Source organism: Rhodococcus sp. PAE-6 (genome assembly GCF_025290685.1).
Lineage (GTDB): Bacteria > Actinomycetota > Actinomycetes > Mycobacteriales > Mycobacteriaceae > Rhodococcus > Rhodococcus pyridinivorans.
Window position 1 is genome coordinate 1 of record NZ_JAOCLZ010000006.1, and the last position, 26622, is coordinate 26622.

32 protein-coding genes and 1 tRNA gene are annotated in these 26622 nt (G+C 66.4%); 10 read left to right on the top strand and 23 right to left on the bottom strand.

All coding sequences use genetic code 11. From position 1 onward, the window contains the following. Positions 1–134: 134 nt before the first annotated feature. The 5 genes from NVV99_RS13635 to NVV99_RS13655 all read right to left on the bottom strand — a co-directional run bounded on the left by NVV99_RS13635 (position 135) and on the right by NVV99_RS13655 (position 2396). Positions 135–206: transfer RNA gene (locus tag NVV99_RS13635), tRNA-Met, on the bottom strand. Between the two features lie 60 nt (positions 207–266). After that, positions 267–596 (bottom strand): hypothetical protein, encoded by a 330-nt coding sequence (locus NVV99_RS13640; protein ID WP_260782901.1) that lies wholly within the window; start codon positions 594–596, stop codon positions 267–269. Positions 597–867: 271 nt separating this feature from the next. Further along, entirely contained in the window at positions 868–1335 is a 468-nt protein-coding gene (locus NVV99_RS13645) for a hypothetical protein (RefSeq protein WP_260782902.1), read from the bottom strand. Positions 1336–1455: 120 nt separating this feature from the next. Further along, the gene (locus NVV99_RS13650) at positions 1456–1902 is read right to left on the bottom strand and encodes a hypothetical protein (protein ID WP_260782903.1); all 447 of its coding nucleotides are present in this window, start codon (positions 1900–1902) and stop codon (positions 1456–1458) included. A gap of 119 nt (positions 1903–2021) precedes the next feature. Next, a complete protein-coding gene (locus NVV99_RS13655; RefSeq protein ID WP_260782904.1) occupies positions 2022–2396 on the bottom strand; it encodes a hypothetical protein in 375 nt (124 codons plus the stop codon). Positions 2397–2669: 273 nt separating this feature from the next. On the opposite strand from NVV99_RS13655, the gene NVV99_RS13660 reads away from it, so the two are divergent. Continuing rightward, positions 2670–2825, top strand: coding sequence for a hypothetical protein (locus NVV99_RS13660; protein ID WP_260782905.1), 156 nt, complete (start codon positions 2670–2672; stop codon positions 2823–2825). Positions 2826–2917: 92 nt separating this feature from the next. Here the strand turns inward: NVV99_RS13660 and NVV99_RS13665 are convergent, their stop codons facing one another. From NVV99_RS13665 to NVV99_RS13680, 4 genes are all read right to left on the bottom strand, one after another. After that, positions 2918–3397, bottom strand: a complete 480-nt coding sequence (locus tag NVV99_RS13665) for a hypothetical protein (RefSeq protein WP_260782906.1) — start codon at positions 3395–3397, stop codon at positions 2918–2920. 147 nt (positions 3398–3544) lie between these two features. Continuing rightward, a complete protein-coding gene (locus NVV99_RS13670) occupies positions 3545–3808 on the bottom strand; it encodes a hypothetical protein (protein WP_260782907.1) in 264 nt (87 codons plus the stop codon). A gap of 109 nt (positions 3809–3917) precedes the next feature. Beyond that, positions 3918–4244 carry a hypothetical protein gene (locus tag NVV99_RS13675; protein WP_260782908.1) on the bottom strand — a complete coding sequence of 109 codons (327 nt, stop codon included), beginning with the start codon at positions 4242–4244 and terminating at the stop codon, positions 3918–3920. 923 nt (positions 4245–5167) lie between these two features. Beyond that, entirely contained in the window at positions 5168–5857 is a 690-nt protein-coding gene (locus NVV99_RS13680) for a hypothetical protein (protein ID WP_260782909.1), read from the bottom strand. 272 nt (positions 5858–6129) lie between these two features. Between NVV99_RS13680 and NVV99_RS13685 the strand changes: the two genes are divergently transcribed. The 3 genes from NVV99_RS13685 to NVV99_RS13695 are packed head-to-tail and all read left to right on the top strand — an operon-like array spanning position 6130 to position 6916. Further along, positions 6130–6399: a hypothetical protein gene (locus NVV99_RS13685; protein WP_260782910.1), complete on the top strand. Its 270-nt coding sequence runs from the start codon at positions 6130–6132 to the stop codon at positions 6397–6399. Between the two features lie 2 nt (positions 6400–6401). Next, complete coding sequence (locus tag NVV99_RS13690; RefSeq protein WP_260782911.1) at positions 6402–6656, top strand: hypothetical protein; 255 nt, start codon at positions 6402–6404, stop codon at positions 6654–6656. Then, positions 6653–6916 (top strand): hypothetical protein, encoded by a 264-nt coding sequence (locus NVV99_RS13695; protein ID WP_260782912.1) that lies wholly within the window; start codon positions 6653–6655, stop codon positions 6914–6916. Before NVV99_RS13690 ends, NVV99_RS13695 begins: the two co-directional genes overlap by 4 nt. 251 nt (positions 6917–7167) lie before the next feature. Here the strand turns inward: NVV99_RS13695 and NVV99_RS13700 are convergent, their stop codons facing one another. The 5 genes from NVV99_RS13700 to NVV99_RS13720 form a co-directional block, all read right to left on the bottom strand. After that, a complete protein-coding gene (locus tag NVV99_RS13700; RefSeq protein WP_260782913.1) occupies positions 7168–7899 on the bottom strand; it encodes a helix-turn-helix domain-containing protein in 732 nt (243 codons plus the stop codon). A gap of 115 nt (positions 7900–8014) precedes the next feature. After that, positions 8015–9265 (bottom strand): helix-turn-helix domain-containing protein, encoded by a 1251-nt coding sequence (locus tag NVV99_RS13705; protein ID WP_260782914.1) that lies wholly within the window; start codon positions 9263–9265, stop codon positions 8015–8017. Next, on the bottom strand, positions 9262–9573 hold the full coding sequence (locus NVV99_RS13710) for a hypothetical protein (protein WP_260782915.1): 312 nt from the start codon (positions 9571–9573) through the stop codon (positions 9262–9264). Before NVV99_RS13710 ends, NVV99_RS13705 begins: the two co-directional genes overlap by 4 nt. A 338-nt stretch (positions 9574–9911) precedes the next feature. Further along, entirely contained in the window at positions 9912–10151 is a 240-nt protein-coding gene (locus NVV99_RS13715) for a hypothetical protein (RefSeq protein WP_260782916.1), read from the bottom strand. Beyond that, the gene (locus tag NVV99_RS13720; RefSeq protein ID WP_260782917.1) at positions 10148–10342 is read right to left on the bottom strand and encodes an AlpA family transcriptional regulator; all 195 of its coding nucleotides are present in this window, start codon (positions 10340–10342) and stop codon (positions 10148–10150) included. The genes NVV99_RS13715 and NVV99_RS13720 overlap by 4 nt, the downstream gene beginning before the upstream one ends. Before the next feature lie 97 nt (positions 10343–10439). Here NVV99_RS13720 and NVV99_RS13725 point away from each other — a divergent pair, with 97 nt between their 5' ends. After that, complete coding sequence (locus NVV99_RS13725) at positions 10440–10970, top strand: multiprotein-bridging factor 1 family protein (RefSeq protein ID WP_369011263.1); 531 nt, start codon at positions 10440–10442, stop codon at positions 10968–10970. Next, on the top strand, positions 10967–12157 hold the full coding sequence (locus NVV99_RS13730; protein ID WP_260782918.1) for a site-specific integrase: 1191 nt from the start codon (positions 10967–10969) through the stop codon (positions 12155–12157). Before NVV99_RS13725 ends, NVV99_RS13730 begins: the two co-directional genes overlap by 4 nt. Positions 12158–12190: 33 nt before the next feature. Here the strand turns inward: NVV99_RS13730 and glnA are convergent, their stop codons facing one another. Beyond that, positions 12191–13627 carry a type I glutamate--ammonia ligase gene (glnA, locus tag NVV99_RS13735; RefSeq protein ID WP_006554411.1) on the bottom strand — a complete coding sequence of 479 codons (1437 nt, stop codon included), beginning with the start codon at positions 13625–13627 and terminating at the stop codon, positions 12191–12193. 210 nt (positions 13628–13837) lie between these two features. Here glnA and NVV99_RS13740 point away from each other — a divergent pair, with 210 nt between their 5' ends. After that, a complete protein-coding gene (locus NVV99_RS13740) occupies positions 13838–14314 on the top strand; it encodes an RDD family protein (RefSeq protein WP_016694972.1) in 477 nt (158 codons plus the stop codon). A 106-nt stretch (positions 14315–14420) separates the two neighbouring features. On the opposite strand, the gene NVV99_RS13745 is transcribed toward NVV99_RS13740, so the two are convergent. The 5 genes from NVV99_RS13745 to NVV99_RS13765 all read right to left on the bottom strand — a co-directional run bounded on the left by NVV99_RS13745 (position 14421) and on the right by NVV99_RS13765 (position 21157). Next, positions 14421–15161 (bottom strand): DUF4191 domain-containing protein, encoded by a 741-nt coding sequence (locus NVV99_RS13745; protein WP_024101311.1) that lies wholly within the window; start codon positions 15159–15161, stop codon positions 14421–14423. Positions 15162–15244: 83 nt separating this feature from the next. Continuing rightward, a complete protein-coding gene (gene lipA, locus NVV99_RS13750; protein ID WP_024101310.1) occupies positions 15245–16255 on the bottom strand; it encodes a lipoyl synthase in 1011 nt (336 codons plus the stop codon). Between the two features lie 54 nt (positions 16256–16309). After that, on the bottom strand, positions 16310–17089 hold the full coding sequence (lipB, locus tag NVV99_RS13755) for a lipoyl(octanoyl) transferase LipB (RefSeq protein ID WP_024101309.1): 780 nt from the start codon (positions 17087–17089) through the stop codon (positions 16310–16312). A gap of 128 nt (positions 17090–17217) precedes the next feature. Continuing rightward, a complete protein-coding gene (gene sucB, locus NVV99_RS13760; RefSeq protein WP_260782919.1) occupies positions 17218–19347 on the bottom strand; it encodes a 2-oxoglutarate dehydrogenase, E2 component, dihydrolipoamide succinyltransferase in 2130 nt (709 codons plus the stop codon). Positions 19348–19645: 298 nt separating this feature from the next. Then, positions 19646–21157 (bottom strand): leucyl aminopeptidase, encoded by a 1512-nt coding sequence (locus NVV99_RS13765; RefSeq protein WP_024101307.1) that lies wholly within the window; start codon positions 21155–21157, stop codon positions 19646–19648. A 155-nt stretch (positions 21158–21312) separates the two neighbouring features. On the opposite strand from NVV99_RS13765, the gene gcvT reads away from it, so the two are divergent. Further along, positions 21313–22413, top strand: coding sequence for a glycine cleavage system aminomethyltransferase GcvT (gene gcvT / locus NVV99_RS13770; RefSeq protein WP_024101306.1), 1101 nt, complete (start codon positions 21313–21315; stop codon positions 22411–22413). A gap of 32 nt (positions 22414–22445) precedes the next feature. Beyond that, positions 22446–23552, top strand: coding sequence for a branched-chain amino acid aminotransferase (locus NVV99_RS13775; protein WP_024101305.1), 1107 nt, complete (start codon positions 22446–22448; stop codon positions 23550–23552). Positions 23553–23628: 76 nt separating this feature from the next. On the opposite strand, the gene NVV99_RS13780 is transcribed toward NVV99_RS13775, so the two are convergent. Next, a complete protein-coding gene (locus NVV99_RS13780) occupies positions 23629–24393 on the bottom strand; it encodes an adenosylcobinamide-GDP ribazoletransferase (protein ID WP_041803393.1) in 765 nt (254 codons plus the stop codon). After that, the gene (cobT, locus tag NVV99_RS13785) at positions 24393–25484 is read right to left on the bottom strand and encodes a nicotinate-nucleotide--dimethylbenzimidazole phosphoribosyltransferase (RefSeq protein ID WP_024101303.1); all 1092 of its coding nucleotides are present in this window, start codon (positions 25482–25484) and stop codon (positions 24393–24395) included. The genes NVV99_RS13780 and cobT overlap by 1 nt, the downstream gene beginning before the upstream one ends. 123 nt (positions 25485–25607) lie before the next feature. Between cobT and NVV99_RS13790 the strand changes: the two genes are divergently transcribed. Then, positions 25608–25841 carry a hypothetical protein gene (locus NVV99_RS13790; RefSeq protein WP_024101302.1) on the top strand — a complete coding sequence of 78 codons (234 nt, stop codon included), beginning with the start codon at positions 25608–25610 and terminating at the stop codon, positions 25839–25841. Between the two features lie 14 nt (positions 25842–25855). Here the strand turns inward: NVV99_RS13790 and NVV99_RS13795 are convergent, their stop codons facing one another. Further along, entirely contained in the window at positions 25856–26530 is a 675-nt protein-coding gene (locus NVV99_RS13795; RefSeq protein ID WP_260782920.1) for a DUF3043 domain-containing protein, read from the bottom strand. Positions 26531–26622 lie beyond the last annotated feature (92 nt).

Below are 26622 nucleotides of genomic sequence, written 5' to 3' on the forward strand. Positions count from 1 at the left end.
AAGCCGCTGCCTCCGCTACCCTCGCGGAAGCGGCATAACCGAAATGACACCGTGTCCAAGGTCAGGGGTTAAGGCCCGAGCCCGTACGCCAGGTACGGGTGAATCACCTACCGGTCAGAAACCGGCGGTGACGGTGGGGACGGCAGGACTCGAACCTGCGACGCCCGGTGGATGAAACCGGCGCTCTGCCACTGAGCTACACACCCTCAAACATGCGAAAGGCCCGCAACCCCGGCGATGGGGTGCGGGCCTTCGACCTGCAACTTCTAACGTTTGCCGACGCGGGATTTCCAACCCTTCGGCGGCCACACCAGCGTCTCGGCGTACTCCGGGTCGGAGATCATCGCCAACTCACGGCGCTCGGCGTAGGTATGCATCAAGCCCTCGTACATCTGCGCCGCGTCCTCGGCGGACCGCTCTTTGATCGGGAACACCCGGTCCCCGTCGTGCGACAGCGGCTCGACCCGATCGGCGAAGCGCAGCACCGAATAGCAGCCGGTGTAGCCGTCGACGACGAACACCCCCGGATACAGCTCGCACACCAGTCGGGGATAGGTGTCCCCGACCGTGATGTGGGTGGCCTCAACTTCCATCATGGCTTCTGGTCATAGCAGACCTTTCCTGCCGGCCAATAGCTTGTGGTAACAAGCTCTTGAGCAAGGCACCCTTGGGGTGCTCTCAGTCTGTGTGATGAAGGTTGGGGGTGGCAGCTAGGGATAAATGTCATGTTGCTCAGCCTGGTGGTGCTCTCCAGAGCCCAGAGCCCAGAGCCCAGAGCCCCCTAAAACCCTAGGCACCAAGAAGACTGCCATGTGACTCAATGCAGCAGAATGCCCCTGCCCTAGAGGCAGGGGCATTCTCTGAGACTCAGGATGCCAGGGAAGCCTGCAACAGCATCAAGGCCAATACCCTGGCCTGGTAGGGGTTCAGTCCATCCAGGGTCTGAATAGGCCCTTCCTCCAAATCAGAGCAGACTGTGATGGTCTGACTGTCCAAGGGCTGGTAGACCACATCCAAGGATTCCCCTTCCTCATACTCCAAGCTCAGGATCCTGGAGTTCACAGCTTCAAAGGTGTTGACAGGGGAGCCTCCCAGAGCTGCTGCAATGAGCTGCTGTGCCAGTTCCAGTGCTGCATGGGGGGTGAGGTCTGCAAGGCCCTCAGGGAGCTGTGCAAGCAGGGTCACCAGGGGCTCCTCAATGTTGCTGTGCTCCACTGAGATGGGCACTCCCATGGTGGAGGGGATGGAAGGGTTGGCCAGCTCAACAGCTGGGGCAGGGGTGGAGAAAGCAGAAGTCATCATTGCTCCAGAAGAGGATGGGATGTGGGAAGCCATCAGCAGAAGGTGCTTGGCTACCCACTAAATTACACCCTAGTCAACAAATGTCAACAACCATGTAATTCCTGGAGCGGAAGCAGGTCCATACAGGGGTCCTCATCTAAAGAGTCTCTCCTGCTACGTATCTCGCTCCTGCAAAATCGCATCCACCCGAGCTCGACTCAGGCCGGCAGCACGCTGCACATCGGCCACTCGCACCCCCGCCTCAACCGCCGAAACAATCGAACTGCGCCGCTCCGCAGCCACATCGGCGGCCAGATCACGAGCCTCGCGGCACCGCTCCGCCGCTGCCTCGACTTCCAGCAGCAGCTGTCGCACCCGCTCCTGTCGGTCGGCATCGTCCCCCGCAGCCAGGATCTTATGCACCGCGCTCCGGGTCAGACCCGAAGCCGCGACCAATTGCGCGACAGTGGCACCCCCATCGTGAGCAGCACGAATTGCGGCACTCTGCACGTCGACCGCCGCAGCCTTCGCATCAAGGGCACTTCGGGTCCGCTCAGCCGCAGTCGACACCCCCGCGAGAGCACCGTCCGCATCCAACATCGACTGGTGCGCCTTGCTCACAGCAACTCCTCGATCCACCTGATTGCGAAGAGACCGAACACGATCCACAACGCGACCTCTCTCTGCAGACCAGTCTATCCAGCCGCTCGATCGGCGCTCCCCTGGCGGCGGGGTGCCAATCAGCCGCAGCCCTCTGCCTCCAGGCCGATCGGGAAGTTCTCACGAGCCCGAATCGCTCCATCACGCAGATGCCGACGCAGCCCCAGTTGTGGCGCAACATGCTCCACAACCTCCACAGCATCGCGGAGGACCATCACCACCAAACCCTTCAACGCGAGCGCAGCCGCATACCGATACGTGACACCTCCGAGTGTGTCGACGTACTGGCGCGTGACCCGATCCATCGCGGCCTCATCGTCACAGACGGCTGCGAGCTCAAAAGCCAACCGCGTCGCCGCACGATTGACGGTGTCGAAGTCGAGCACACCATTCGGAATGCCGTCGTCGTCGGTGGTGAGAATCTGATCGGGCAGGGGTTTTCGTTTCGGTGACATGGCTCTACCTTTCGTGTCGAAGTGGGAAGAGGAATACATGCCGCGATGGCAGACCACGCGGGTACAGGAGACCGGATCGGCCCGGCGTCCGCACTGAGTGCTTGGTCAGCGCCGCGTCAGACACGACGCCCCACCGGGGAGACGTCGCGCCGGTTACGGTCTTTGGCAGAACAAGCAGATCCCCATAGAAGGGCCTCGACACGACCTCCGCGAGGCGGCACGAAGAACACTTCGAAAGTCACTGTGAACTTGCCCAACGAGGACAGACTCCGCATGTCCGAGATCGCCCGCTTCCACGGCACGACCAAGACCACAGCGCTCGCCCGCTCCCTGCGGATGACGCACTCCCTTGAGAGCGGGACCCAGAGGCGCAGCACGGTGCACCTGCGCGAACCGGACGGGACGTTCCGCGAAGTTCAGCCCCACTGATTACCGCAGCGGGGACAGCATGGGCAGCCCGGCCAGAACTGCCGAAAGACACCCGGATGGCCGCTTTGGCAGCCGCCGAACGACCCGACGTTCTATGCTCGCCGATCACCCCGCAGGAACCGGGCACGCTCCTCACGACGAGCCTGCTCAACGCGATACGCATCCACGCTCACCGCCATCCGATCCAGGATCGAGGGCACGCCCGTCCGCCGAGCAAACTCAGCATCCATCCGCTGCGCCTCCGCGTTCCGCGCTGCGACAGTCGCATCAGCAGCCACATCGCGGCGATCCTCGGGTGCAGGCCGGGCTGCTCGAGCCAACCGAAGCTGATCGATCTCATTCTGCGGTTCCGTCGCTCGCCGGCGCTTCTCCTCGATGATCGCCTCGATCGACGAATCGACGTCGGCCTGCTCAGCCAGCCGCTGAGCTTCCTGCTCACGGGCCGAGCGTGCACGCGCCTCGTGCAGGGCAAGAGTTGCCGACCTCGACTGCTCGTCGGCCGTCTTGATCCGTTGCGCATCCTCGGCGCGAACCTGGTTGAGATGCTCTTCGTCGTACTTGGAGTAACCCATTGTGGGCTCCTTTCAGGGTGACGCGACGGGTTCGCCGCGAAGAGGGATAAGGCACGGCGGCCCCCGCGCGCGCGTGCGTGCGCGGGCGCAGGAGTCGACCGGTCGACCTCGGTGTCTCTGGTCTTTCGCTGTGGCCGTTATGGGGACTCAGTCCTGAGGGATGGCGGCGGCGAGTTCGTCGAGGGTGTCGAACCAGGGTTCGGTGGTTTCCCGGACGGGTCTGCCGTAGCACGGGTAGGCGCGGTCGAGGAGGACGAGTCCGGCTTCTTGGGGTGTGCGGCAGGTGCCTGCGCGCCGGTGGGCGTCGAAGGCGGTAATGGAGGAGAAAGTGTGGTGGCAGCCGTCGCAGTGGCAGGCCTCGCGAGCGGTCCATCGGGCGCGACAGCGGCTGCAGGTGTTGATTTGTGTCATGGTGGCTCCGGTGTCGGATCCGGGAGGCTGTTTCTGCCTTCACGGTCGGAGCAGGGCAAGAGTTTGCGCCTCGGGGGTAGTGATTGGCGCAGGAGGGGGTTTGAGGCGCTCAGATTCCGAGTGCGGCTGTTTCGGCTGTGGCTTCGGCAGCGAGCTGTGCAGCTTCGATTGCGAGACGATGTGCCCGGGTCGCCTTGAGCGTGGCGCGGGCGGAAGCTGCCTGCCGGACGCTCTCGGCGCGCCGACGCCGCTCGGTGGGGTCGAGTTCGTTGTGGGGATCGATCTGGGCTTCGTAGCGAATGAGGGCGCGTTCACGGGCTGCGGCGGCGGAGGCTTGCGTGGCTGCTGCGGTGCGTGCGCGGCGGTCGGGGGTGCGGGCCCAGGATTCGTGGGCGGCGATCTGTGCGGCGAGGCGGCGTTCGGTGGCTGTGACCATCTGAAGGCTCCTGAAAATGAGAAAGCCCAGACATGATGTCCGGGGCTGCGGGTGGGGATATGAGAAGAGCCCGACTCGGTAATGGAGTCGGGCTCGGAGTTCGCTGTGCGCCGATGTCTCTTCGTCTGGCTGGAGACACACTACTGGCGCAAGATCACCTTGCCTGGCGTTTTGCGTACGTGTCAAGGTCGCACGCGGGCGTGTGGCTTAGGTCATGAGGGCAGTCAAACCCAGTGATCCTGTCGACGTGGCCGGCGCTGCGGGACGCGTCGTTGCATCGCCGCAGAGCGGCCCCGGCGATCCGCCGCGTTCGATCGCGGAGCGGGGGAGGAGATTCCGTTAGGCCTGCACCGGGACGGCAGGCCCTCGAAATGCCCCCTGGTTGCCCCGGAGAGCGTCGAAGCGCGTCGGCTCATGCAATGGGGAGGACAAGGATCTGGAAGCGACCACAGCGTGCCGGTGTGCTTCGGAGGGCGTGGGCTTGAGCGGCAGATTGCTGTGCCGTCATTGGGTTGCCGCACGCCTCCCACTTTGATTCCACGACGGCACCGGTAGCAGTACCGATGAGCGGAGTCGGCGCGGCGTCAGCCGCAGACGGCGGATTTTCGATGGATTTCGATCGGGAAGGTGGAGGGAGTCGAGGTGTCCGGCAAGTGAGGTGGTCACCTTGCGTAACCCCCCTCTGGTAATGATCTGGTGTAAAGGAACTGGTGGGTGGACATCCAGATGTCCAGTGTTCGACGCAAAATGTCCACCGTTCGCACTCAGAATGTCCGGTGTTCATTCATAAATGGTGGACACCTGAATGTCCGGTGTTCCTACGCGAACGGTGGACATCTGAGTGTCCACCATTCGGCGCCCCGAAATTGCCCCTCGCTAACGCTCCATGGTGACATCGATCGCTTGTGATCCGTGTGTCCGCATCACGCTTTACCTGACCGAAGCCACGCCTCGATCGCATCGTCGCTGAGCCGCTTCTGGTAGCGGAGCTGCTTGCCGGCATTGAGGTCCAGTGCGATCCCCCGCAGTTCCTCAGGGCCGTTACCTCCCCACTTGTTGCGGAGCGCTTCTACCATCAGCGCATCGGGCTCCAATCGGATGCCGCGGTCCCGCAGGTAGGTGAGCGCTTGTACGGCCGCGGAGCGCTCTCTACGGTCGAGAAGCCCCTGGTTCTCGACCGCGATAAATGTCAACCCTTCTACGGCGGCTTTGATCGGTGCGGAGGCTTCGGGCGTCGGGTCAATCTGATTGCCACCGAGATGTTCGACGTCGAATGCGGTGATCCAGGGAGAGAAGCTGGCCACGCTCTGACTATGTGAGAGCGGCCCGTAGGCGCCGACTGCCACAATGCCCTGGACGTCGCCGGACTGTTCGAGTCCGAGGGTCTCGGACGGGTTGAGGCAGAAGCCAATCACGATACCCCGGGGCCGCCCTTGGAAGCGAGACCTGGCCGATGGGGAGGTGATCGGGATTCCAAGTTTCGTCAGCCAAAGGTTGTCGTTGACGCTTGCTGTGTCTGGCACATGGATTGAGCCCGGACTGCCTGCCCATTCGACTGCGGTCCGGACTGCTTGTTGGAGGGGAACACTGGCTTCGAGGTAGGCGCGGCGCATGGTGCGAAGCTAGTTCAGAGGTATGACAGACCGGCGTGACGTGCGCGCTCGGTCTCACAGTAGTCCAGGCAGATTCCCAGAGAGTAGCCGACGACATCCGCGGAGTCCCGATGCCCGTCCGTTCATAAGTGGCAAGGTCGGACCGGTTGGCTCATCAACGCAATCCGGACACGTCGGACAGTCGCTGTACCGTCCCCGATTGACGACACACCCGACCCAGCCCGGGCCGGGACTACTGGGCGGCCGTCGCCCGCTACGAACAGGAGAACACCGTGACCGACAGCCCCGAGACCCTCGACCTCACCGAGTACGCCTACACCATCGGAGGCCTGCTCGACGTCGCGATCGAACACAAGCTGCGCCTGGAAATCACCACCACCGACGCCAGCAAGTCCAGGGGCGTGCCCGTCCAGTACTGGCGCGGCGACAACGCACTCGTCACCCTCGTCGCCGACGGCGAGACGTGGTTCGTGCCGACCGCCCACATCACCAGAATCGTTCCGCTGACCGAGGACGCCCCGATCACCATCCACGCCCTCTGATCATGGACGACTCCCGCGAACCGCAGCTGTTCGAGCACACCAAGGGCCTCGGCGCACTGCAGCTCGTCGACACCGAGGACGGGCCCCGCGTCCGTTTCAGCCTCGACAACGGCAGCTACCGCGACTACACGATCGACGACGCCCGCAAGCTCGCGGCCGCCGTCCGCGCCGCCACGGACGCAGCCGAAGCCGCCATCGCCAACGGCGAGAACCCCGCCAACATCCGCATCCGCTTCACCGAAATAGGAACACCATGACCGACACCGCCGCGCCGCAGACTCCCGCCGACGTGTTCACCCGCGTGCTCACCGAGAACATCGGCCGCCGCGTCTCCATCCACAACGGCCTGGAAGGCAGCCGGTACACCCACGGCAAGATCGTCGCCGTCGAAGCAGGAGTGCTCACCCTCGGCGAATCGTTCCCCGGAATGCGCTCCGGCGAGAAGCCCAGGGAGTGGCAGTCCTACCACCGCATCGACAGCCTCACATACGTTAGCCCCAGCAGTCTGGACGACTGAGCGCCGAAACGACCCACGCAGCCCCCGTCAGCCCCTCACCGGGCTGGCGGGGGCTTTGCCGCGTCCGAGCGTGGACGGTAGATACCCAGAACGCCGGCTCAACGCAACGCAGATGGACGATCGGAGAGGCTCGCGGGTCCCCGTCCTCCCGAATGCGGATCGCGAAGAATGCCTGCACCGCGGCGACCTCCGGCTTGCGTGGGTCGCCGTTCATTGCCCACGACTTCATCTTGACCACGCAATCCGCGGGGTCAGCTCACCGATGCGCGCCACCGGTAGATCGTCGCGCGATGCACTCCGAGTTCGTCAGCGATGTCGCAGACCGGCATCCCCTGACTGAGCATTGCGAGAGCCTTCGCGCGGTTGTCACGTGCGTCGTTATCTGCCGTCCTGTCCGTTGCGACCGGAGCGTCGAGCAGGTGCAGATGCGGCGGGGACATCTCTTCTTCGGACGACTCTGCAAAGGCCGTCACATCATCAGTCTCAGGACTTACCATGGCGTCGCAACGCGCAATGTCGCGTGCGCTGACCTGCGGGGGTTCTGCGTAGCTACGGGGTTCGGTCGACCTAGTTGTCGCGTCTGCGACAGCGTCGCGGTGGAGGTTCGTGTGTGCCTGTCGCAGCACGACAGCGAGGTGGGTGACCGCGACGAGAGCGACCGGCGGAACGGCTGCGACAGTGGCGCGCAACCACACGGGCAGCACACCATCGGGCAGCGCCGCATGAAGGACGTTGCCGGCGACGGAGACCGTGACGCCTGCGATCAGCAGGCCCCAGGCGTATCGGCCTGCTCGTGCGACGACGGCGACGGTTGCGACAACGATGAGCCCGTCGACGATGAGCGGCCACAGCCACGGGGTGGTGACGCCCGACCGATCGGCGAGGTCGGTGAGGGCTTCGTAGGACAACCAGAAGGCGGCCACACAGATCGCGGTTGTACCGGCGATACTGACGACGAGCGGGATCGTGGGAGTTCTGTTCATGAGGGTCCTTGCGGATCTTGGAGTCTGGGCTTGGTGACGGGAGCCGAGTGTCTTGGGTGGCCGGCACAGTCGCGGTAGGACTCGCAACCATGCCGACCACCGCGGTTAGGTACTGTCAGGCCACCGATGCCTGGAGGACCCTGTCGGCCTCTACCTCGCCATCAGGAGCGTGTCTCGTAGACAGCGGCGCAAGCTTGGGACGCTCGAGTTCCGCACGTGACACCGCTTGCCCGGCCTCGTCCCCGGACCGAAAGCCCCGGACCGACTGACGTGGACCAGATTTGGCAGCGCCTCGAATAGGTCTGCCAGCGGTGTCGACTCGGATTCGCTGCCCCTCCTCCTCCCGCTTCCGGCGCGCAGCCGCAATCGCGGCTAGCACCTTGGCTTTCCCTTCAGCGTTGACCCGATCCTGCTCCGGCCTGTGATTGCAGATCCGGCGGTTCCGATAGCCGTCTTCGTCACACATCGAGCACGCCTCCACAGCGCGCCACGCAGCCTCCCGACGAGCCTCCTCGTCTGCAGTGATCCGCTGCTTCTCGGCTCGCTTGATCGCGGCCTCGGCCTCTTCTACCGCCCGGCGGGCCGCACCGCACGCCGGGCAGGAATTGGGCGTGCCGCCCGGGTGCTTCTCGCAGTACCGCGAGAGCCCATGCTCCGCCGCAGGCATCGGAGGCCAGTCGTCCGCCGAAGGCGGCGGAGGCTGGGTGGGAGCGTTGTCGGAGTGGACCGGTTCGACAAGTGAGTTGGTCACCTCAGGTGCCCCCTCTTGGTAAGAGATCTGGTCTAAAGGCTCTGGCGCGTGGGCATCTGGGTGCCCACCGTTCGGGGTGAGATGTCCACCGTTCGTACTCGGAATGTCCGCTGCTGTCGTCTGATCAGTGGACATCTGAATGTCCACCGTTTCGGGGAGAACGCCGGACATCTGGGTGTCCACCGTTTCGGCGTTCCGGGGGGCGTGGTGGCTATGTGTTGCCGACTCATGCTTTCCGGAATCGAACGGGTCCGCGTCTTCCGCCTCAACGCCGTCATCGGAGCCTGCTTCCTGTGCGGGCAAGGCGAGCCGGTACTCATCGGCGTCATCACCAGCACGCCCGCCGCGACTCTTGTAGGTGCATTCGATCAAGCCGCGCCTAACCCCCTCGGCGAGGGCACGGCGAACGGTCTTCTCGTTGACGGTGCCGGCCTGCGTCGTGGTGCGGAGTGCGGCGGCGATGCGGGCGATGCCGGGGTGGGCTTTGGTGCCGTCAGGGTTGGCGTAGGATTCAAGCTCAAGGAGGACGCGTCGGGTCGAGTCGGTGAGGTAGGCATCGCGCACGACGAGGCGACGCCATTCGTAGCGCATCGAAGAGGGCGCTTTGGTGCTCATAGCGCCGTCTCCTTCCGCGCTGCCATCCAGACGCGGGTGATGCCGCCAGCGCGTGATGGACGGCGAGACGGTACGCCCCCGACCGGCTCGATGATCCCGGCTCTGTACGCGCTTTGGAATAGCGCTCCCCAGCGTGCCGGATGATCGAAATGAATGCCGAAGCGTTCTTCCAAGTCGTATGCCTCGAAGGCACGCTTCGGGTTCATTCGGGAGTAGGTCTTGAGCGCGGCCATGGCCGGATCGAAGGACCAGGGGTCGGCATTGGTGAGGGCCTGGGTGAGTCCTGCAGGGTGATGTGCGGTATTCAATTGTGTCTCCGGGTAATTAGAGGGTGGGACTGTCCCAGGCGCCCGCCTACGCCCGGGACAGTTGAATGAGGGTGATGGGGGGCGCCGCTGTCGGGCGCTGCCCCTACAATGAGCAACTGAACCTCCGAATCTTCGTGTGCGTGTTCCTTTCGGTGTCGCGCTTGCGGGGGCGGATTCCGTACTTGGCGTGGGTGTCTGGTGTCGGTTTGGTTCTTGAACGGGTCGTACTGCCAGGTACGGCCCGTTCGCTGTGTCTGAGCCAGTTGGGTAATGCCGCGTCGATTCTCCGATTCGGGCATCTGCCTGTGCGGATGGATCGCGCTGTGTGTGACGACGCGTTAGCGCGGCCGCAGTCGGCAGGCGTCCTCGGCTGCGTCTTTGAGGGTGATGCAGGCGTAGATCAGGCGGCCGCACACACGGGCTCGCGCATCCGCGGCGTTCATCGGTTCTCCGAGGTCGTCGATCGCCAGATTGTCAGGCGTCAGAGATGCGTACTTGAGGTACAGCTGACCAAGTTCGCGTTCGATTGCCTTCAGGTTTTCGCAAAGGTCAACAGGGATGTTCAGATCGTTGTTCATGCAGCGCCACCCCGGATAGTCGCAGCCTCCTGCTCGGCCATCCAACGTTCGACTTCGCTACGCCGGTAGACCACTCGGCGGCCAAGTTTGAATGATGCGGGTCCCCTTCCGATGTGTCGCCAGTACCGCAAAGTCGCTTCGGGGTTACGGGTCATGCTGGCCACTTGCGAGGTAAGCAGGATCTCTTCCATTGAGTCATCCTCATGTAGGTTACTGGTCCTTCCTCAAATAGAAAATCACGGTTTGATCTTGTGTGCAACCTCCAGTTGGTGGTGATACCTTTCGATTGTGGGAAGAGAAACTGGCCGACCGTATACCGCCGAGGATTGGTTCGGGCTACGTGTGCGTCACGAGCGCGAGCGACTGGGTTGGAGTCAAGCTGAGCTTGCGGCACGTCTGAAGGACTACGGTGTGGACCTGCATCCTTCGGCGATCGCGAAGATCGAGCTACGCGACGTCGATCGGCCTCGGTCAATTCGCCTAAACGAGGCGGAAGCTCTCGCGGATGCTCTTGGTCTGGAGCGGGGCACCATCACCGAGGGGGTGAACATTCCTGCGATCGACGTTGGCGTCGACATCCTCCGAAACATGGAGATGCTCCAGAGGGTTCGCGAGGAAACGGCGAGTCTGCTGGGTTCGATCGAGTCTGTGATGTCTCTGAGCGATCATCCTGAGGAGGTTGAGGTACTCCTCCTTCCAGAAAAGCTCCGCAAGATCGACGCGGCGCTTCGGGCGATGGATGTCGATGCGTATGTGGCCAATCTGCGGGAGCGCTGGCGTCAGTTGACGCTGCGTTACCAGGCGAGGTACCCCGAGTGAGCGCGACAAGAGCGCGACGTAACCGGCGGGGGAGCGTCGAGGACCTGTGGTGGAAGACCGTACGCCTGCCGAACGGCGTTACTGAACGTGTCGAGTCCAAACTGCACGGTAGGGGCAAGCGATGGCGGGCACGCTATGTCGACGAGCGAAGCACCGAACACACCAAGCGCTTTGAGCGGAAGGTCGATGCACAGCAGTGGCTCGACAGTGCCACGACAACCCTGACACAAGGAACGCACGTCGCACCCCGAGACGCCCGCATCACAGTCCAAGAATGGTGCGATCGATGGATCGAGGGCTATTCAGTGCATCGCGAATCAACGGTCAGGCAAGCGCGGACACACATCAGCCAAATCACCGCCGAGTTCGGGACGATGCAACTTGCGGAGATCCGGCCGTCGGCAGTCAAGGCTTGGACGTCCAAGCTGAAAGCACAAGGGCTCGCCGACTCCTATGTCTATGCCTTGCATTCGAGGCTGTCGCAGATCCTCGGCGATGCCGTTTACGACGGTCTGCTGGGAAGAAATCCATGTTCGCGACGAACCTCGCCGCCCATGGGCAAGTCAAAGCTGTACGTCATCACGACCGAACAGCTTTGGCAGCTGCATGACGCGATGCCCGAGCATCTGAGGGTGGCCGTCCTGCTGGGTGCATTCGCGGGTCTGCGCATTGCCGAGGTTTCTGCACTCAAGGTCGCGGACGTCGACTTCACCAGGGGGGTGGTCTATCCGAAGCTGCAGTGGCCGGCTCGGCCGTTGAAGACTCAGGGAAGTAGTGCTCCAATCCCGGTTCCGCACGAGCTGACCCTACTTCTGGCGGCTTCTGTCAAGAAGTGGCCGCACGAGCAGATGGTTACGAATGGGCTCGGGGGGCCGGCGGCACCGTGGCTGATCGAGCGAGCGGTGCGCGACCTTAAGGGGGCCAGTGAGCTGGACTTGCCTTCCGACTTCAGTTTCCATGACTTGCGGCACTACCTGGCGTCGCTTCTCATCGCCTCAGGAGCGGACATCAAGACCGTGCAGGCCCGAATGCGACATGCCAGCGCCAAGACCACACTCGACGTCTATGGGCATCTCTGGCCCGATGCAGACGAGTCCACCCGCTCTGCGATTGCGGCTGTCATCGCGGAACGGGTGGACTCGGGTTCGGCTACTGCGTACCCACTGCGTACCGAAGCGTCTGGTTAAGCGCTCCGATACTGGTCAGTGGAGGCAGTCGACTCAGCAGTCGAAGTACAGCTGGAACTCGTAGGGGTGCGGACGCAGGTTGACCGGAGCGATCTCCTGCTCGCGCTTGAGCGAAATCCAGGTCTCGATGAGGTCGGTGGTGAAGACACCGCCCTCGGTGAGGTACTCGTGGTCGCGCTCGAGGTTGTCGATCACGGCCGACAGGCTCGTGGGGGCCTGCGGGATGTTCTTGGCCTCCTCCGGCGGGAGCTCGTAGAGGTCCTTGTCGACCGGAGCGAGCGGCTCGATCTTGTTCTTGATGCCGTCGAGGCCGGCCATCATCTGCGCCGCGAAGTTCAGGTAAGGGTTACCCGAGGAGTCGGGAGCGCGGAACTCGAGGCGCTTGGCCTTCGGGTTGTTGCCCGTGATCGGGATACGCACGGCGGCCGAACGGTTGCGCTGGCTGTACACGAGGTTGATCGGAGCCTCGTAGCCCGGCACCAGGCGGTGGTACGAGTTGATCGTCGGGTTCGTGAAGGCGAGCAGCGACGGCGCGTGGTGCAGGATGCCGCCGATGTACCAGCGGGCGAGGTCGGACAGACCCGCGTAGCCGGACTCGTCGTGGAACAGCGGCTTGCCGTCCTTCCACAGCGACTGGTGCACGTGCATGCCCGAGCCGTTGTCGCCGAAGAGCGGCTTCGGCATGAAGGTGGCGGTCTTGCCGTTCTTCCACGCCGTGTTCTTGACGATGTACTTGAACAGCTGCAGGTCGTCGGCTGCGGAGAGCAGCGTGTTGAACTTGTAGTTGATCTCGGCCTGGCCGCCGGTGCCCACCTCGTGGTGGCCGCGCTCGAGCTCGAAGCCGGCGAGCTGCAGGTTGGTGGAGATCTCGTCGCGCAGGTCGACGTAGTGGTCGTACGGAGCGACGGGGAAGTAGCCACCCTTCGGGCGGACCTTGTAGCCGCGGTTCGGGGTGCCGTCGGCGTTGTACTCGGCGCCGGTGTTCCACGAGCCGGAGATCGAATCGAGCTCGTAGAACGCGCCGTTCATCTTCGAGTCGTAGGAGACGGAGTCGAAGATGTAGAACTCGGCCTCGGCACCGAAGAAGGCGGTGTCGGCGATGCCGGTGCTGATCAGGTATTCCTCGGCCTTACGCGCGACGTTGCGGGGGTCGCGGCTGTAGGACTCACGGGTGAACGGATCGTGGACGAAGAAGCTGACGTTCAGGGTCTTGGCGGCGCGGAAGGGATCGATGCGGGCGGTCGTCACATCGGGGAGCAGGAGCATGTCCGACTCGTGGATGGACTGGAAACCCCGCACGGAGGATCCGTCGAATGCCAGGCCGTCCTCGAAGACGTCCTCGTTGAACGCCTTCGCCGGGATCGAGAAGTGCTGTTCGATGCCGGGCAGGTCCGTGAAGCGGATATCGACGTACTCGACGTTCTCTTCCGCGATGTACTTGATGACCTCTTCGGCCGTGGTGAACGCCACGCTTGTGCTCCTTCAGTCGGTGCGCGCCATGGGTGCTGGGCGCCTGCGTCGGATCAGACGTTATGGATCTGGTGTTGCCCGTCCATCAAGCCTATGTTTCGCGGGTGTTACACATGCTTTCGTCCTGCTGTGAGGTCGAAAAGGTGGTATAAGTCACCGCGGCCAACACGGGTCGACGCTGGTCCGCCCATGAGAGCTTATCCTGGTGCCATGGCACGCATGACGGGCAGTTGGCTTTCCGGGCCTGCTGCGGCGCTTCCCAAAGGTCTCCAGCAGGAGCAGGACTATCCCGGGCAACTGCTCGGCCTCCCCGAACACGGCCCCGGCTCCATGGTGCCCACCGTCCGCCGGGTACTCGCCCTCGCGGTCGACTGGTTCATGTCCATGGCGATCGCCGCCGGCCTCGTCGGGGGCAACCCGCTCGAGAGCCCGCTGCTGTCGTCGTACACCCTCATCATCTGGTTCGTGGTGGGCGTGGGATGCGTGAGCCTGTTCTCGTTCACCCCCGGCCAGTTCGTCGCCGGGCTGCAGGTCGTGCGGGTGGACGCCCCCGTGCGGGTCGGCATCGTGCGCGCGCTCGCACGTCAGGTGCTGCTGGTGTTCATCGCCCCGGCGCTCGTCACCGACATCGACGGTCGCGGCCTGCAGGATCGCGCCACGGGCACCGCGGTCGTCCGTTCGCGCTGACCGCGCACGCGTCCGTTCGAGCCGATCACCCGAAAACTGCTCCGCATACGCCGAAGGCCGCCTTCGTCCCCGGGACGAGAGGCGGCCTTGGGCGTACTTCGGAAGATCAGCGGCGGCGCATCGTGCGCTGCACGCTGCGCATCTTCGCACCGGCGGGAAGCGGACCCTTGGGCATGGCCGGCCCGGACTTCTTCGTGCTCAGCGCGGACAGGCGACCCTCGATGGTGTCCATCCGCTTGGTGTCGATGTTGCGAGGCAGCTTGTTCAGACGCTTCTGCAGCTGGGAGAGCGGAATCTGGCCCTCCTCGTTGCCGACGACGAACTCGTAGATCGGGGTGTCGCCGACGAGACGCGCGACCCGCTTCTTCTCCTGGGCCATCAGGCCCTTCACGCGACCGGGGTTGCCCTCACCGACGAGGATGATGCCGGGGCGTCCGATGACGCGGTGCACGGCGTCGAGCTGGGTGGTGCCCGCGACCGCCTGGCTCACGCGCCATGCGCCCTGCAGGTTGTCGAGCGCCCACGCGGCCGCACCGGCCTGGCCGTCGGCCTTCGAGTACACGCTCTTCTGCACGCGGCGCCCGAAGATGATGAAGGCCAACAGGACGCCGACGAGGATGCCGACCGGCAGCAGGAACCACTGGATGTCGAAGATCAGGCCGACGAGGAAGAACACCACGATCGAACCGACGAGGGCACCGATCATCCACGGCAGGAGTGCCTTGTCCTCCTTGCGCTGGATCTGGAACGCCTGCCACAGCTGGGTTCGACGCTCCTTCGACGCCTGCTTGCGTGCGGCCTTCGCCGCGGCCTTCGCTTCCTTGTCGGTCTTGCTGCCCTTCGCCATGTACTCAAGGATACGGCCCCGGTGATGGCACGTTTACCACCACCGGGGCCGCCTGAGGACCTGCCGCGACGAGCGGCGCGAGGTCAGTTGCCGAAGCGCGCGAGAACGGCGCCGGCTTCCTGGGACGCCGTGCCCTCCTCGGCGAGATGCGCCTGGTCGGCGGGAAGTTCGCGTCCGTGGTGGGCCATCGCCTGCGCGTACAGGCGACCGGCGCGGTACGACGAACGCACCAGCGGCCCGGCCATCACACCGGCGAACCCGATCTCGCGGGCGGTCTCGGAGTGATCGACGAACTCCTGCGGCTTGACCCAGCGCTCGACCGGATGGTGGAGCGGGGAGGGCCGCAGGTACTGGGTGATCGTGATGATGTCGCAGCCGGCGTCGTGCAGGTCGTGCAGCGCTTCGGTGACCTCCTCGGGGGTCTCGCCCATGCCGAGGATGAGGTTGGACTTGGTGACCAGTCCGAAATCGCGGGCCTGCCGGATGACGTCGAGCGACCGCTCGTAGCGGAAGGCCGGACGGATGCGCTTGAAGATCCGCGGCACGGTCTCGACGTTGTGGGCGAGCACCTCGGGACGCGACTCGAAGACTTCCTGCAGCAGGTCGGGCTTGCCGTTGAAGTCGGGGATGAGGTTCTCGACGCCGGTGCCCGGATTGAGCGCGTGGATCTGCTTCACTGTCTCGGCGTACAGCCATGCGCCGCCGTCGGGCAGATCGTCGCGGGCGACGCCGGTGATCGTGGAGTAGCGCAGACCCATCGAGCGGACCGACTCGGCGACACGGCGCGGCTCGTCGCGGTCGAGCGCGGCGGGCTTACCGGTGTCGATCTGGCAGAAGTCGCAGCGACGGGTGCACTGCTCGCCACCGATGAGGAATGTCGCCTCGCGGTCTTCCCAGCACTCGTAGATGTTGGGACAACCGGCTTCCTCACAGACCGTGTGCAGACCTTCGCGTCGCACCAGGCCCTTGAGGTCGGTGTACTCCGGGCCCATCTTCGCCCGGGTCTTGATCCAGTTGGGTTTGCGTTCGATCGGCGTCTGCGCGTTTCGGGTCTCGATCCGCAGCAGCTTGCGTCCTTCTGGGGCCACAGTCACGCCCTCGATCGTACGCCGCCGGTCCCGCCCGGACCCGGCGGGTGCGACCGCCCCTCAGAACCGGTGCGTCGTGAATTCCGGGGTGGTGGTGGGAATTCCGGACGTCCCGACCGCCTGCTCGAAGGTGACCCGCTCGATGTCGCACTCGGTCACGGGGATTCGACCGTCGAGAGCAGCGATGACGGCCTCGGTGACGGCCGGGATCACGTCGTCGACGGTGACCTCCCGGCCGAGTTCGCCGGTGAGCGACGCGACTCCGGCGTCGCGGATGCCGCACGGGACGATCGAGTCGAACGCGTCGAGAGCCGAATTGCAGTTGAGAGCGAAGCCGTGCATGGCGACCCCACGCTGCACCCGGATACCGATCGCGGCGATCTTGCGTTCGGGGAGCCAATGCCCGTCGCGCAGCTCGGCGGGAAGCCAGACACCGGAGCGTCCCTCCACACGGCCGCAGTTCAGGCCCATATCGGTGCAGACGCGGATCAGGCCCTGCTCGATGCGACGCACGTAGCCGACGACGTCGATCGGCTCGGCGAGCTTGACGATGGGGTAACCCACGAGCTGCCCGGGGCCGTGCCAGGTGATCTTGCCGCCGCGGTCGACGTCGATGACGGGCGTGCCGTCGGTGGGGCGATCGCCGTCCTCGGTTCGGCGCCCGGCCGTATAGACGGGCGGGTGTTCGAGCAGCAGCAGGGTGTCGGCGCCGATGCCGTCGGCGCGCTCGTTCGCGAGTTCGCGCTGCCTCTCCCAGGCCTCGAGATAACCGAGGGTTCCGAGCCGTACGACGGCGACGGGAGCCGAATCGGAACGGGCGGAAGACGAGGGATCACTCATGTTCCTGAACTCTACGCCGCACCGCAGGGGGAGGGCACCCGCTGTGGCGCGGACGCCGACGGGGGCATCACCGCAGCGGTGATGCCCCCGTCGGAGGTCGTCCGGACGGGTAGTCCGGATCCGGGAACCTACAGTCCCAGATCGGCCTCGAACGCGCCCTCCTCGAGACGATGCTTGATCGTCTTGAGGAAGCGGCCCGCGTCGGCACCGTCGATCAGGCGGTGATCGTAGGTCAGCGGCAGGTAGCACATCGAGCGGACGCCGATGGACTCGTTGCCGGTCTCGTCGATCACCACGACCGGACGCTTGACGATCGCGCCGGTTCCGAGCATCGCGGCCTGCGGCGGCACGAGGATCGGGGTGTCGAACAACGCGCCCTGGCTACCGATGTTGGTGATGGTGAAGGTGCCACCGGCCAGCTCGTCGGGCTTGAGACCACCCTTGCGGGCACGCTCGGCGATGTCGGCGATCGCGCGGGCGAGCTCGGCCAGCGACAGGTCTCCGGCGTTGTGGATCACCGGGGAGAGCAGACCCTGCTCGGTGTCCACCGCGATGCCGAGGTGCTCGGCCGCGTGGTAGGTGATCTCCTTCTTGCCGTCGTCGAAGGAGGCGTTGACGTTCGGGTGCGCGCGCAGCGCCTCGACGACGGCCTTGGCGAAGAACGGCAGGAAGGTGAGGTTGACGCCCTCGCGCTCGGAGAACGCCTTCTTCGCCTGGGCCCGCAACTGGGCGATCTTGGTGACGTCGACCTCGAAGGTCTGGGTGAGCTGCGCGGTGGTCTGCAGCGACTCGAGGGTCTTCTTCGCCGTGATCTGGCGGATGCGGTTGACCTTCTGGGTCGTTCCGCGCAGCTTGGCGAGCTCGGGGCGCACACCCGGAGCCGGACTCGCCGGAGCAGCAGACTTCTGCTGCTCGCCACCGGCGGCCTTGCCACCCTCGGCGGCAGCGAGGACGTCCTGCTTGCGGATGCGGCCACCGACACCGGTGCCCTTCACCGTCGACAGGTCGACGCCGTGCTGCGAGGCGAGCTTGCGCACGAGCGGGGTGACGTACGGGGTCGCACCGCTCGGGGTGGACTCCTCCTGAGGCGCGGGCTTCGGGGTCGTCGCCGCGGTCCCGACCGGCTTCGGTGCGGGAGCCGGGGTGGCCTGCTCGACCTTCGGGGCCTGCTGCTGTGCGGCGGGCTTCTGCTCGGCGGGCTTCGGAGTCTCCTGCTTCGGAACCTCCTGCTTCGGCGCGGGCTTCTCCTCGGCGGGAGCGGACTGCTGGGCCGGGGCCTCGCTGCCGATGACGGCGAGCTGTCCACCGACCTCGACGGTCTCGTCCTCCTGAGCGGTGATCTCGGTGAGGATGCCGGCGACCGGGGAGGGGATCTCGGTGTCGACCTTGTCGGTGGAGACCTCGAGGAGCGGTTCGTCCACGGCGACCTCGTCGCCGACGGCCTTGAGCCAGCGGGTGACGGTGCCTTCGGTGACCGACTCGCCCAGTGCCGGCATGGTGACCGGGGTGCCCTCGCCGCTACCACCCGAGGATGCGGGCTGCGCGGGGGCGGACGGAGCCGGAGCGGCCTCCTCGGACGGCTCGGTGGTGGGCTCGGCCGCCGGCGCCGACTCCTCGGCCGGGGCGGACTGCTCGGCGGGAGCGGACTGCTGGGCCGGGGCCTCGCTGCCGATGACAGCGAGCTGTCCACCGACCTCGACGGTCTCGTCCTCCTGAGCGGTGATCTCGGTGAGGATGCCGGCGACCGGGGAGGGGATCTCGGTGTCGACCTTGTCGGTGGAGACCTCGAGGAGCGGTTCGTCCACGGCGACCTCGTCGCCGACGGCCTTGAGCCAGCGGGTGACGGTGCCTTCGGTGACCGACTCGCCCAGTGCCGGCATGGTGACCGGGGTGCCCTCGCCGCTACCACCCGAGGATGCGGGCTGCGCGGGGGCGGACTCCGCGGCGGGCTCTTCGGCGGGAGCCTCTTCGGCCGGTGCCTCTTCGGCAGCGGGTGCGGAATCTCCGCCGGCTTCCTCACCGGCGTCACCGATCACGGCCAGTTCGCCACCGATCTCGACCGTGTCGTCCTCCTGGGCGACGATCTTGACCAGCACGCCGGCTGCAGGCGACGGGATCTCGGTGTCGACCTTGTCCGTGGAGACTTCGAGCAAGGGCTCGTCGACTTCGACCGTGTCTCCTTCCTGCTTGAGCCATCGCGTGACAGTTCCCTCGGTGACGCTCTCACCAAGCGCTGGCATCTGGACGGAGAAGGCCATGTCTGTTGACTCCTCGACGGTTGTGTTCGTGTGTGTTGAGTTGTACCGACTCGTGGTCGCCGACCATTGTGTGGTCGTTGACCATTGTGCGCGGGCCAGGAACCCCGTGCCTGCTGGTTCACGTGTTCGGTCGGGCCGATACCGGCGGGGCATGGCCCCTCCCATCCTTGCACCTATCTTTCGGTGATGTTCGGGGAGGGGCGGATCACCTCACACCGGGGTTCCGCTGTTACCGATCACACCGGTCCTCTCCCTCGCCCCGGGCGGGGCCAGGCGGGGAGAGGACCGGTGCGGAAGATCATCCGTTGGCGGCGATGTCCTCGATCACGGCGAGCATGGTGCGCACGGGCACGCCGGTGCCGCCCTTGCCGACGTAACCGAACGGTCCGCCGGTGTTGAAGGCCGGGCCGGCGACGTCGATGTGCGCCCACTGCACACCCTCGGCGACGAACTCCTTCAGGAAGATGCCGGCCGTGAGCATGCCGCCCCACCGGTGGGGGGAGACGTTCGCGAGGTCGGCCACGCGGGACTCGAGATCACCGCGCAGTTCCTTCGGGAAGGGCATCGCCCAGCCGTTCTCGCCGACCTCCTGGGACAGCGCGGCCACGCGGTCGCGGAACTCGTCGTGACCCATGACGCCCGGCGTCCGGGTGCCGAGGGCGACCATCTGTGCGCCGGTGAGGGTCGCGGTGTCGATGAGGTAGTCGGGATCGTCCTCGCATGCGCGCACGATGGCGTCGGCGAGGATCAGGCGACCCTCGGCGTCGGTGTTGATGACCTCGACGGTGGTTCCACCGTACTGGGTCAGCACGTCGCCCGGACGCTGCGCGGTCGACGACGGCATGTTCTCGGCCATCGGCACGGTCGCGGTGACGTCGGCAGCGACACCGAGTTTCGCGGCGAGCACGACGGTCGCGACGACCGCGGCGGCGCCGGCCATGTCGGAGGTCATCGCCTCCATACCGGCGGCGGGCTTGATGGAGATGCCGCCGGTGTCGAAAGTGATGCCCTTGCCCACGAGCGCGACCTTCGGGGCCTTGCGCTTCTTCGACGAGTAGGACAGGCGCACGAGACGCGGGGGACGCGACGAGCCCTTGCCGACGCCGACGATGCCGCCGAAGCCCTTCTTCTCGAGCGCCTTCTCGTCGAGGATCTCGACCTTCAGACCGGCGGCCTCGCCGAGTGCCTTCGCGCGCTCGGCGAACTCGGCCGGGAACAGGTGGCTCGGCGGGGTGTTCACGAAGTTCCGGGCCGTCGCGACGGCCTCGGCGATCGCGACGGAGCGGGTGAGCGCCGCCTTGGCCGCGCGGTCGCGGGTCGAGGGCACGAGCAGCTCCACCCGCGCGACCGGCTGCGCGTCCTCCTTGGGTGCGGACTTCTCCGACCGGAACTCGGTGTAGGTGTAGGCGCCGAGCGCGAAGCCTTCCGCCGCGGCACCGAGGTCGACGGCGGACAGTGTGGTCGCGACCGTCTCCACACCCGTCAGTGCGCGTGCCGCGGTACCGGCGGAGCGGCGGACCTGCTCGGCGTCGATCTTGTCGGCGTCGCCGAGACCGACGGCGAGCACGCTCGCCACGGGCAGGGAGGCGGGTGCCGGCACGCGGGTGAGCTCCTCGCCGCGGCCCTTCGCGCCCACGGCGACCAGGGCGTCGAGCAGTTCGCCGAGGACCGCCTCGTCGATCGGGGCGTCGCCCGCGAGGATCTCGGGGGTGCCGTCGGAAGAGGTCACGCCGATCACCAGGACATCGGCTCGTGTGGAAACCGAACCGGCGAGAACGAGTTCGGGAAGATCGGGAGTGGGTGCACTCACAGGGCATCTCCTTGGAGCTGGGTCGGGAACGAGCGAGTCGTTCTCTTGCGGCGTCGTTCGGTGCGAGGGGAATCGCCTCGATGCCATCGACCCTAATGACAACGACGCCCGGCGTCGCTGTCGGACACCATGGCGGTGGGATAGCGTCGTACGCCATGAGCGACGAGGAACTGAAGCAGGGCCCCATCCACACCGTGCACGTCGAACTCGGTGCGACCTTCGCTCCGTTCGGTGGCTGGGAGATGCCGGTCTCCTACGCCGGGACGGTCGCCGAGCACACGGCCGTGCGCGAGAACGTGGGACTGTTCGACGTCAGCCACCTGGGAAAGGCGCTCGTCGCCGGACCGGGTGCCGCCGAGTTCCTCAACACCACGCTCAGCAACGACCTCACCCGGATCGGTCCCGGCAAGGCGCAGTACACGCTGTGCTGCACCGAGAACGGCGGTGTCGTCGACGACCTGATCGTCTATCACGTCTCCGACGACGAGCTCTTCCTCGTTCCGAATGCGGCCAACACCGCGGCGGTCGTCGAGGCACTGGCCGCCGCGGCGCCGGCCGGCGTCACAGTGACGAACCAGCATCGCGATCACGCGGTGTTCGCCGTCCAGGGACCGAAGTCCGGCGAGGTCCTCGAGGCGCTCGGCCTGCCCACCGACATCGCCTACATGGGCTTCGCCGACGCCGAGTACGAGGGTGCTCCGGTGCGCGTGTGCCGCAGCGGCTACACCGGTGAACGCGGCTACGAGGTGCTGCCGCGCTGGGACGACGCCGAACGCGTCTTCCGCGCCCTGCTCGATGCCGTCCGTGCGCAGGGCGGCCAGGCCGCCGGTCTCGGCGCCCGCGACACCCTGCGCACCGAGATGGGCTACGCGCTGCACGGGCACGAGCTCTCCGTCGACATCTCCCCGCTCGAGGCGCGGGTCGGCTGGGCCGTGGGCTGGAAGAAGCCGCAGTTCTGGGGGCGCGACGCCCTGCTCCGCGAGAAGGAGGCGGGCCCGGCGCGGAAACTGTGGGGCCTGCGGGCACTCGACCGCGGCGTCCTGCGTCAGGATCTGACCGTGCGACGCGACGGCGACGAGGTCGGGCGGACCACCTCGGGCACCTTCTCTCCGACCCTCAAGATCGGCATCGCCCTCGCGCTCCTCGACACCTCCGCCGGACTCGAGCCGGGCGACGAAGTGGCCGTGGACGTGCGCGGACGATCGCTGCGTGCCGAAGTGGTGGCTCCGCCGTTCGTCGAGGACCACACCAGATAACGGTTCTGCGGGCGGTTGTACCATTGTCCCCCATGACAGGTGTCCTCGAATTCGCCCGCGTCCAGCATCCTTCACCGAGCTCTGCGGAGCGGCGACAGGAGGTTCTGTCGAATCCCGGTTTCGGGCAGTACTTCACCGATCACATGGTGTCGATCACCTACACCGGCGGGATCGGTTGGCACGACGCGAAAGTCGAGCCGTACGCCCCGATATCCCTGGACCCGGCCGCGATGGTCCTGCACTACGGGCAGGCGATCTTCGAGGGCCTCAAGGCCTACCGTCAGGCCGACGGCAGCATCGCGTCGTTCCGCGTGACCGCCAATGCCGCGCGCATGAACCGGTCCGCGGAGCGGCTCGCGATGCCGTACCTGCCGCCGGAGCTGTTCGTGAAGGCGATCACCGAGCTGGTCGAGGTCGACAACGAGTGGGTTCCCGCCGCCGGCGGCGAGGATTCGCTCTACCTGCGTCCCTTCGCGTTCGCGACCGAGCCGGCTCTCGGCGTGCGGCCCGCGAAGGAGTACAAGTTCCTCGTCATCGCGTCCCCGGCGGGTGCCTACTTCCCGCGCGGCGTGAAGCCCGTCAACGTGTGGCTCTCCCGCGAGTACGTGCGCGCCTCCCCGGGTGGCACGGGCGCCGCGAAGTTCGCCGGCAACTACGCGGCTTCGCTCGTCGCGCAGGCGCATGCCGCCGAGCAAGGCTGCGACCAGGTGGTCTGGCTCGACGCCATCGAGCGCAAGTACGTCGAGGAGATGGGCGGCATGAACCTGTACTTCGTGTACGGGTCGGGTGCCGACGCGCGTCTGGTCACCCCGGAGCTGTCCGGCTCGCTGCTGCCCGGCATCACCCGCGACTCGCTGCTCACCCTCGCCAAGGACTCCGGTCTCTCGGTCGAGGAGCGGCGCATCAGCACCGACGAGTGGCGTGAGAAGGCCGGCAGCGGTGAGATCACCGAGGTGTTCGCGTGCGGTACCGCCGCGGTCATCACGCCGGTCGGCAGCGTCAAGGACAAGGACGGCGAGTTCACCATCGCCGACGGCGAGCCCGGCCCCATCACGATGGCCCTGCGCGACACCCTGACCGGCATCCAGCGCGGTACCTTCGCCGACACCCACGGGTGGATGACGACGCTGCGCAAGTGACGTAGCCACGAACGACGACGAAGGGGTGCTGCCGATTCCGGCAGCACCCCTTCGTCGTTTCCGGACGCAGTGCGATCTAGAGGAGCCCCGACGCTGCCACCGCGACGGCGGCGGCCGTGCCCTCGGTAACTGCGCCGAGCACGTCGCCGTTCATGCCGCCGAAGCGCGCGACGCAGTGCCGGGCGAAGAGTACCGCGACGACCAGTACCACCGTGACGACGAGCGGTCCCACCCAGAGCGGACCGGGCAGGCACACAAGCGACAGTGCCACCGCGGCCACCGTCCACACCGTGATCGGCACGACACCCTGCGTCCCCGCCACGAGCGAGCCGAAGCCGCTGCCGGGCGCGGCCGGGACACCGCGCCGGCACGCGAGGACCACGGCCACACGTCCCGAGAAGACTGCGAACGCGAGCGCCCACCACGCGTCGGTGTCGGCGAGCGCGCCGAACGAGGCGGCCTGCAGACCGAGGACGACGACGAGCGCCGCGACACCGAAGGGACCCGCGCCGCCGCTGTGCATCACCTCGCGCGCCCGCTCGGGCGGGCCGTAGCAACCGAGACCGTCGGCGGTGTCGCTCAGCCCGTCGACGTGCATTCCCCGGGTGCCGACCGCCAACACCCCGACACACACCAGGCCCGTCACCAGTGGTGGCGTCCCGACGGCGGAACCGACCAGGCAGACGGCCGTGGTCGCGGCGGCGAGTACGGCACCGGCGATCGGCGCCGCGGAGATCGCACGTCCGGCGACCGTCCGGTCGATCTCCGACGGGCCTCGCGCGGGCAGGACCGTCAACCACGACAGGGCCAGCGCGACCCCGCCGATCCAGGCGCGGATCATCAGTCCGCGGTCGCCGGAGCGCTCTCCTCGCGGGTGCTCACGCCCGCCTCGGAGAAGGTGGCCATCTGCGCGAGGATCGCGACCGCACCCTGCAGTACCGGCAGCGCCGTCACGGCTCCCGATCCTTCGCCGAGGCGCATACCGAGGTCGACGATCGGTTCGAGTCGGAGATGACGCAGCGCGATGGCGTGGGCGGGTTCGGCCGACCGGTGACCGGACACCCACCAGCGTGCCGCGCCGGGTGCGAGTTCCTCGGCGACCATCGCGGCGGCGGTGACGACGACTCCGTCGAGGATCACCGGCGTCCGGCGGACCGCGGCCTGCGCGAGGAATCCCGCCATCGCGGCGAAGTCCGCGCCACCGGCGGTGCGCAGCAGGGCGACGGGATTGCGTACGTGGGGCCGCGCCCGCCACATGGCGTCGCGGATCGCGGTGACCTTGCGCATCCACCCCGCGTCGTCGACGCCGGTGCCGCGGCCGACCGCGGCCACGGGTTCGGTGGCGGTAAGGGTGGCGATGAGAACGGTTGCAGGAGTGGTGTTCCCGATTCCCATATCGCCCGCGACGAGCAGATCGGCACCTTCGTCGACCTCGCGGTCGGCGAGCGCACGGCCGGCCTCGATCGCGCGGACCGTCTCGTCGTGTGTCAGTGCGTCCTCGCGGTCGATGCTGCCGCTCGAGCGACGGATCTTGAACTCGGACACCTCGGGGGAGGTGTCGCTCTCGACTGCCATGTCGACGACCCGCACTCCTGCGCCTGCGGCGGCGGCGAGCACGTTCACGGCGGCGCCCCCTGCGGACAGGTTCGCGACCATCTGCGCGGTGACCTCCGGCGGATAGGCCGAGACCCCGTTGCGTGCGACGCCGTGGTCACCTGCGAAGACCACGACCCGCGGTCGGCGGAAGGGATGGGGCGGGACCTCGCCCTGGCAGGCGGCGACCCAGCACCCGAGTTCCTCGAGCCGTCCGAGTGAGCCGGCGGGTTTCGTCAGATCTCGCTGGCGTTCCTCGGCGGCGACGCGTGCTTCGAGATCGGGTAGGTCGACGCGCGGGAACTCGACGTCGGCGGGGGAATCGGAACCGCTGGTCACAGGTCACCTCTCGGACGGATCTTCACGCGAGAACGCTATCAACCGCCCGGTCTGGCAGAAATTCGACGTTATGCGTCATCACTGCCACTTTTCGGCGATCGGGTTCGGTCGGAGGATCGAGACATGATCGAACTCACCGTCACCGTCGTGGTCCTGTCCACCCTGATCATCGGTCTCGAGGTGCTCCGCCGGCGGACTGCTCCCGCGCCGGCCTGGGTCCGGCGTGCACCCTGGCGGCTTCACTGGGAACGCCCCGCACAGACGACTCGGCCGCGGCACCGCATGTCGCAGGACATGCAGGCCGCGGCCGAGATCCGGCAGCTACCGCCGGTGGTGTGCGGGGCGCCTCACAACTGAGGGTCGCCGGACGGTCAGACGGCGTCGCCCGGGCCGACCCGGGGGAGCGGTGCACGCAGCTTCTTGATCTGGGAGGCGCGCACGAAGGCGTACCAGCCGAGGCCGAAGCCACCGTCCGTCGAATCCGGGAAGCGCTCGCGCACCTTCCTGTTGACCATGCGCCCGAGGTAGATGCCCTCGATGATCATCAGGAACATCATCACGAACATCGCGAGCGTGACGTACTGCTGCACCACCGGTCCGAGGAACATCGACATGATGAGCACGAGCGCGAGTGGCATGAACAGGCCGACGAGATTGCGCCGGCTGTCGACGATGTCGCGCACGTAGGCGCGCACCGGGCCGCGGTCGCGGGGGAGCAGGTACTTCTCCTCGCCCGCGAGCATCCGGTTGCGACGCTTGGACGCGTCGGCGCGACGCTGCGCGGCGGCCGCCTTGCGCTCCTCCTTGCTCTGCGACTTGCGCGCGGCCTTACGGCGCTCGCGTGCTTCCTTCGCAGTCAGGGGAGCGGGGGCGACGGGACCGCGGCGACGGTTCTCGGCGTCGCGCCGTTTCGGCGTCGGACGCCCCTTACCGGTCGTCGCCTTCGCGGACGCGGAATCGTCGGGAGTCGCGGCCGGGGAGTCCTCGGTCGCAGGAACCTGGTGATCGGCGGAGTCGTCGGAACCACCGCGGCGTAGCAACTTCACACCACCAGGCTATGGGATAGTGGAGAGAAGCGGGAAATTCCGCACGCCATACCACGCTCGGCGCAACTCGTCCACGAGGAATAGATTCCGGC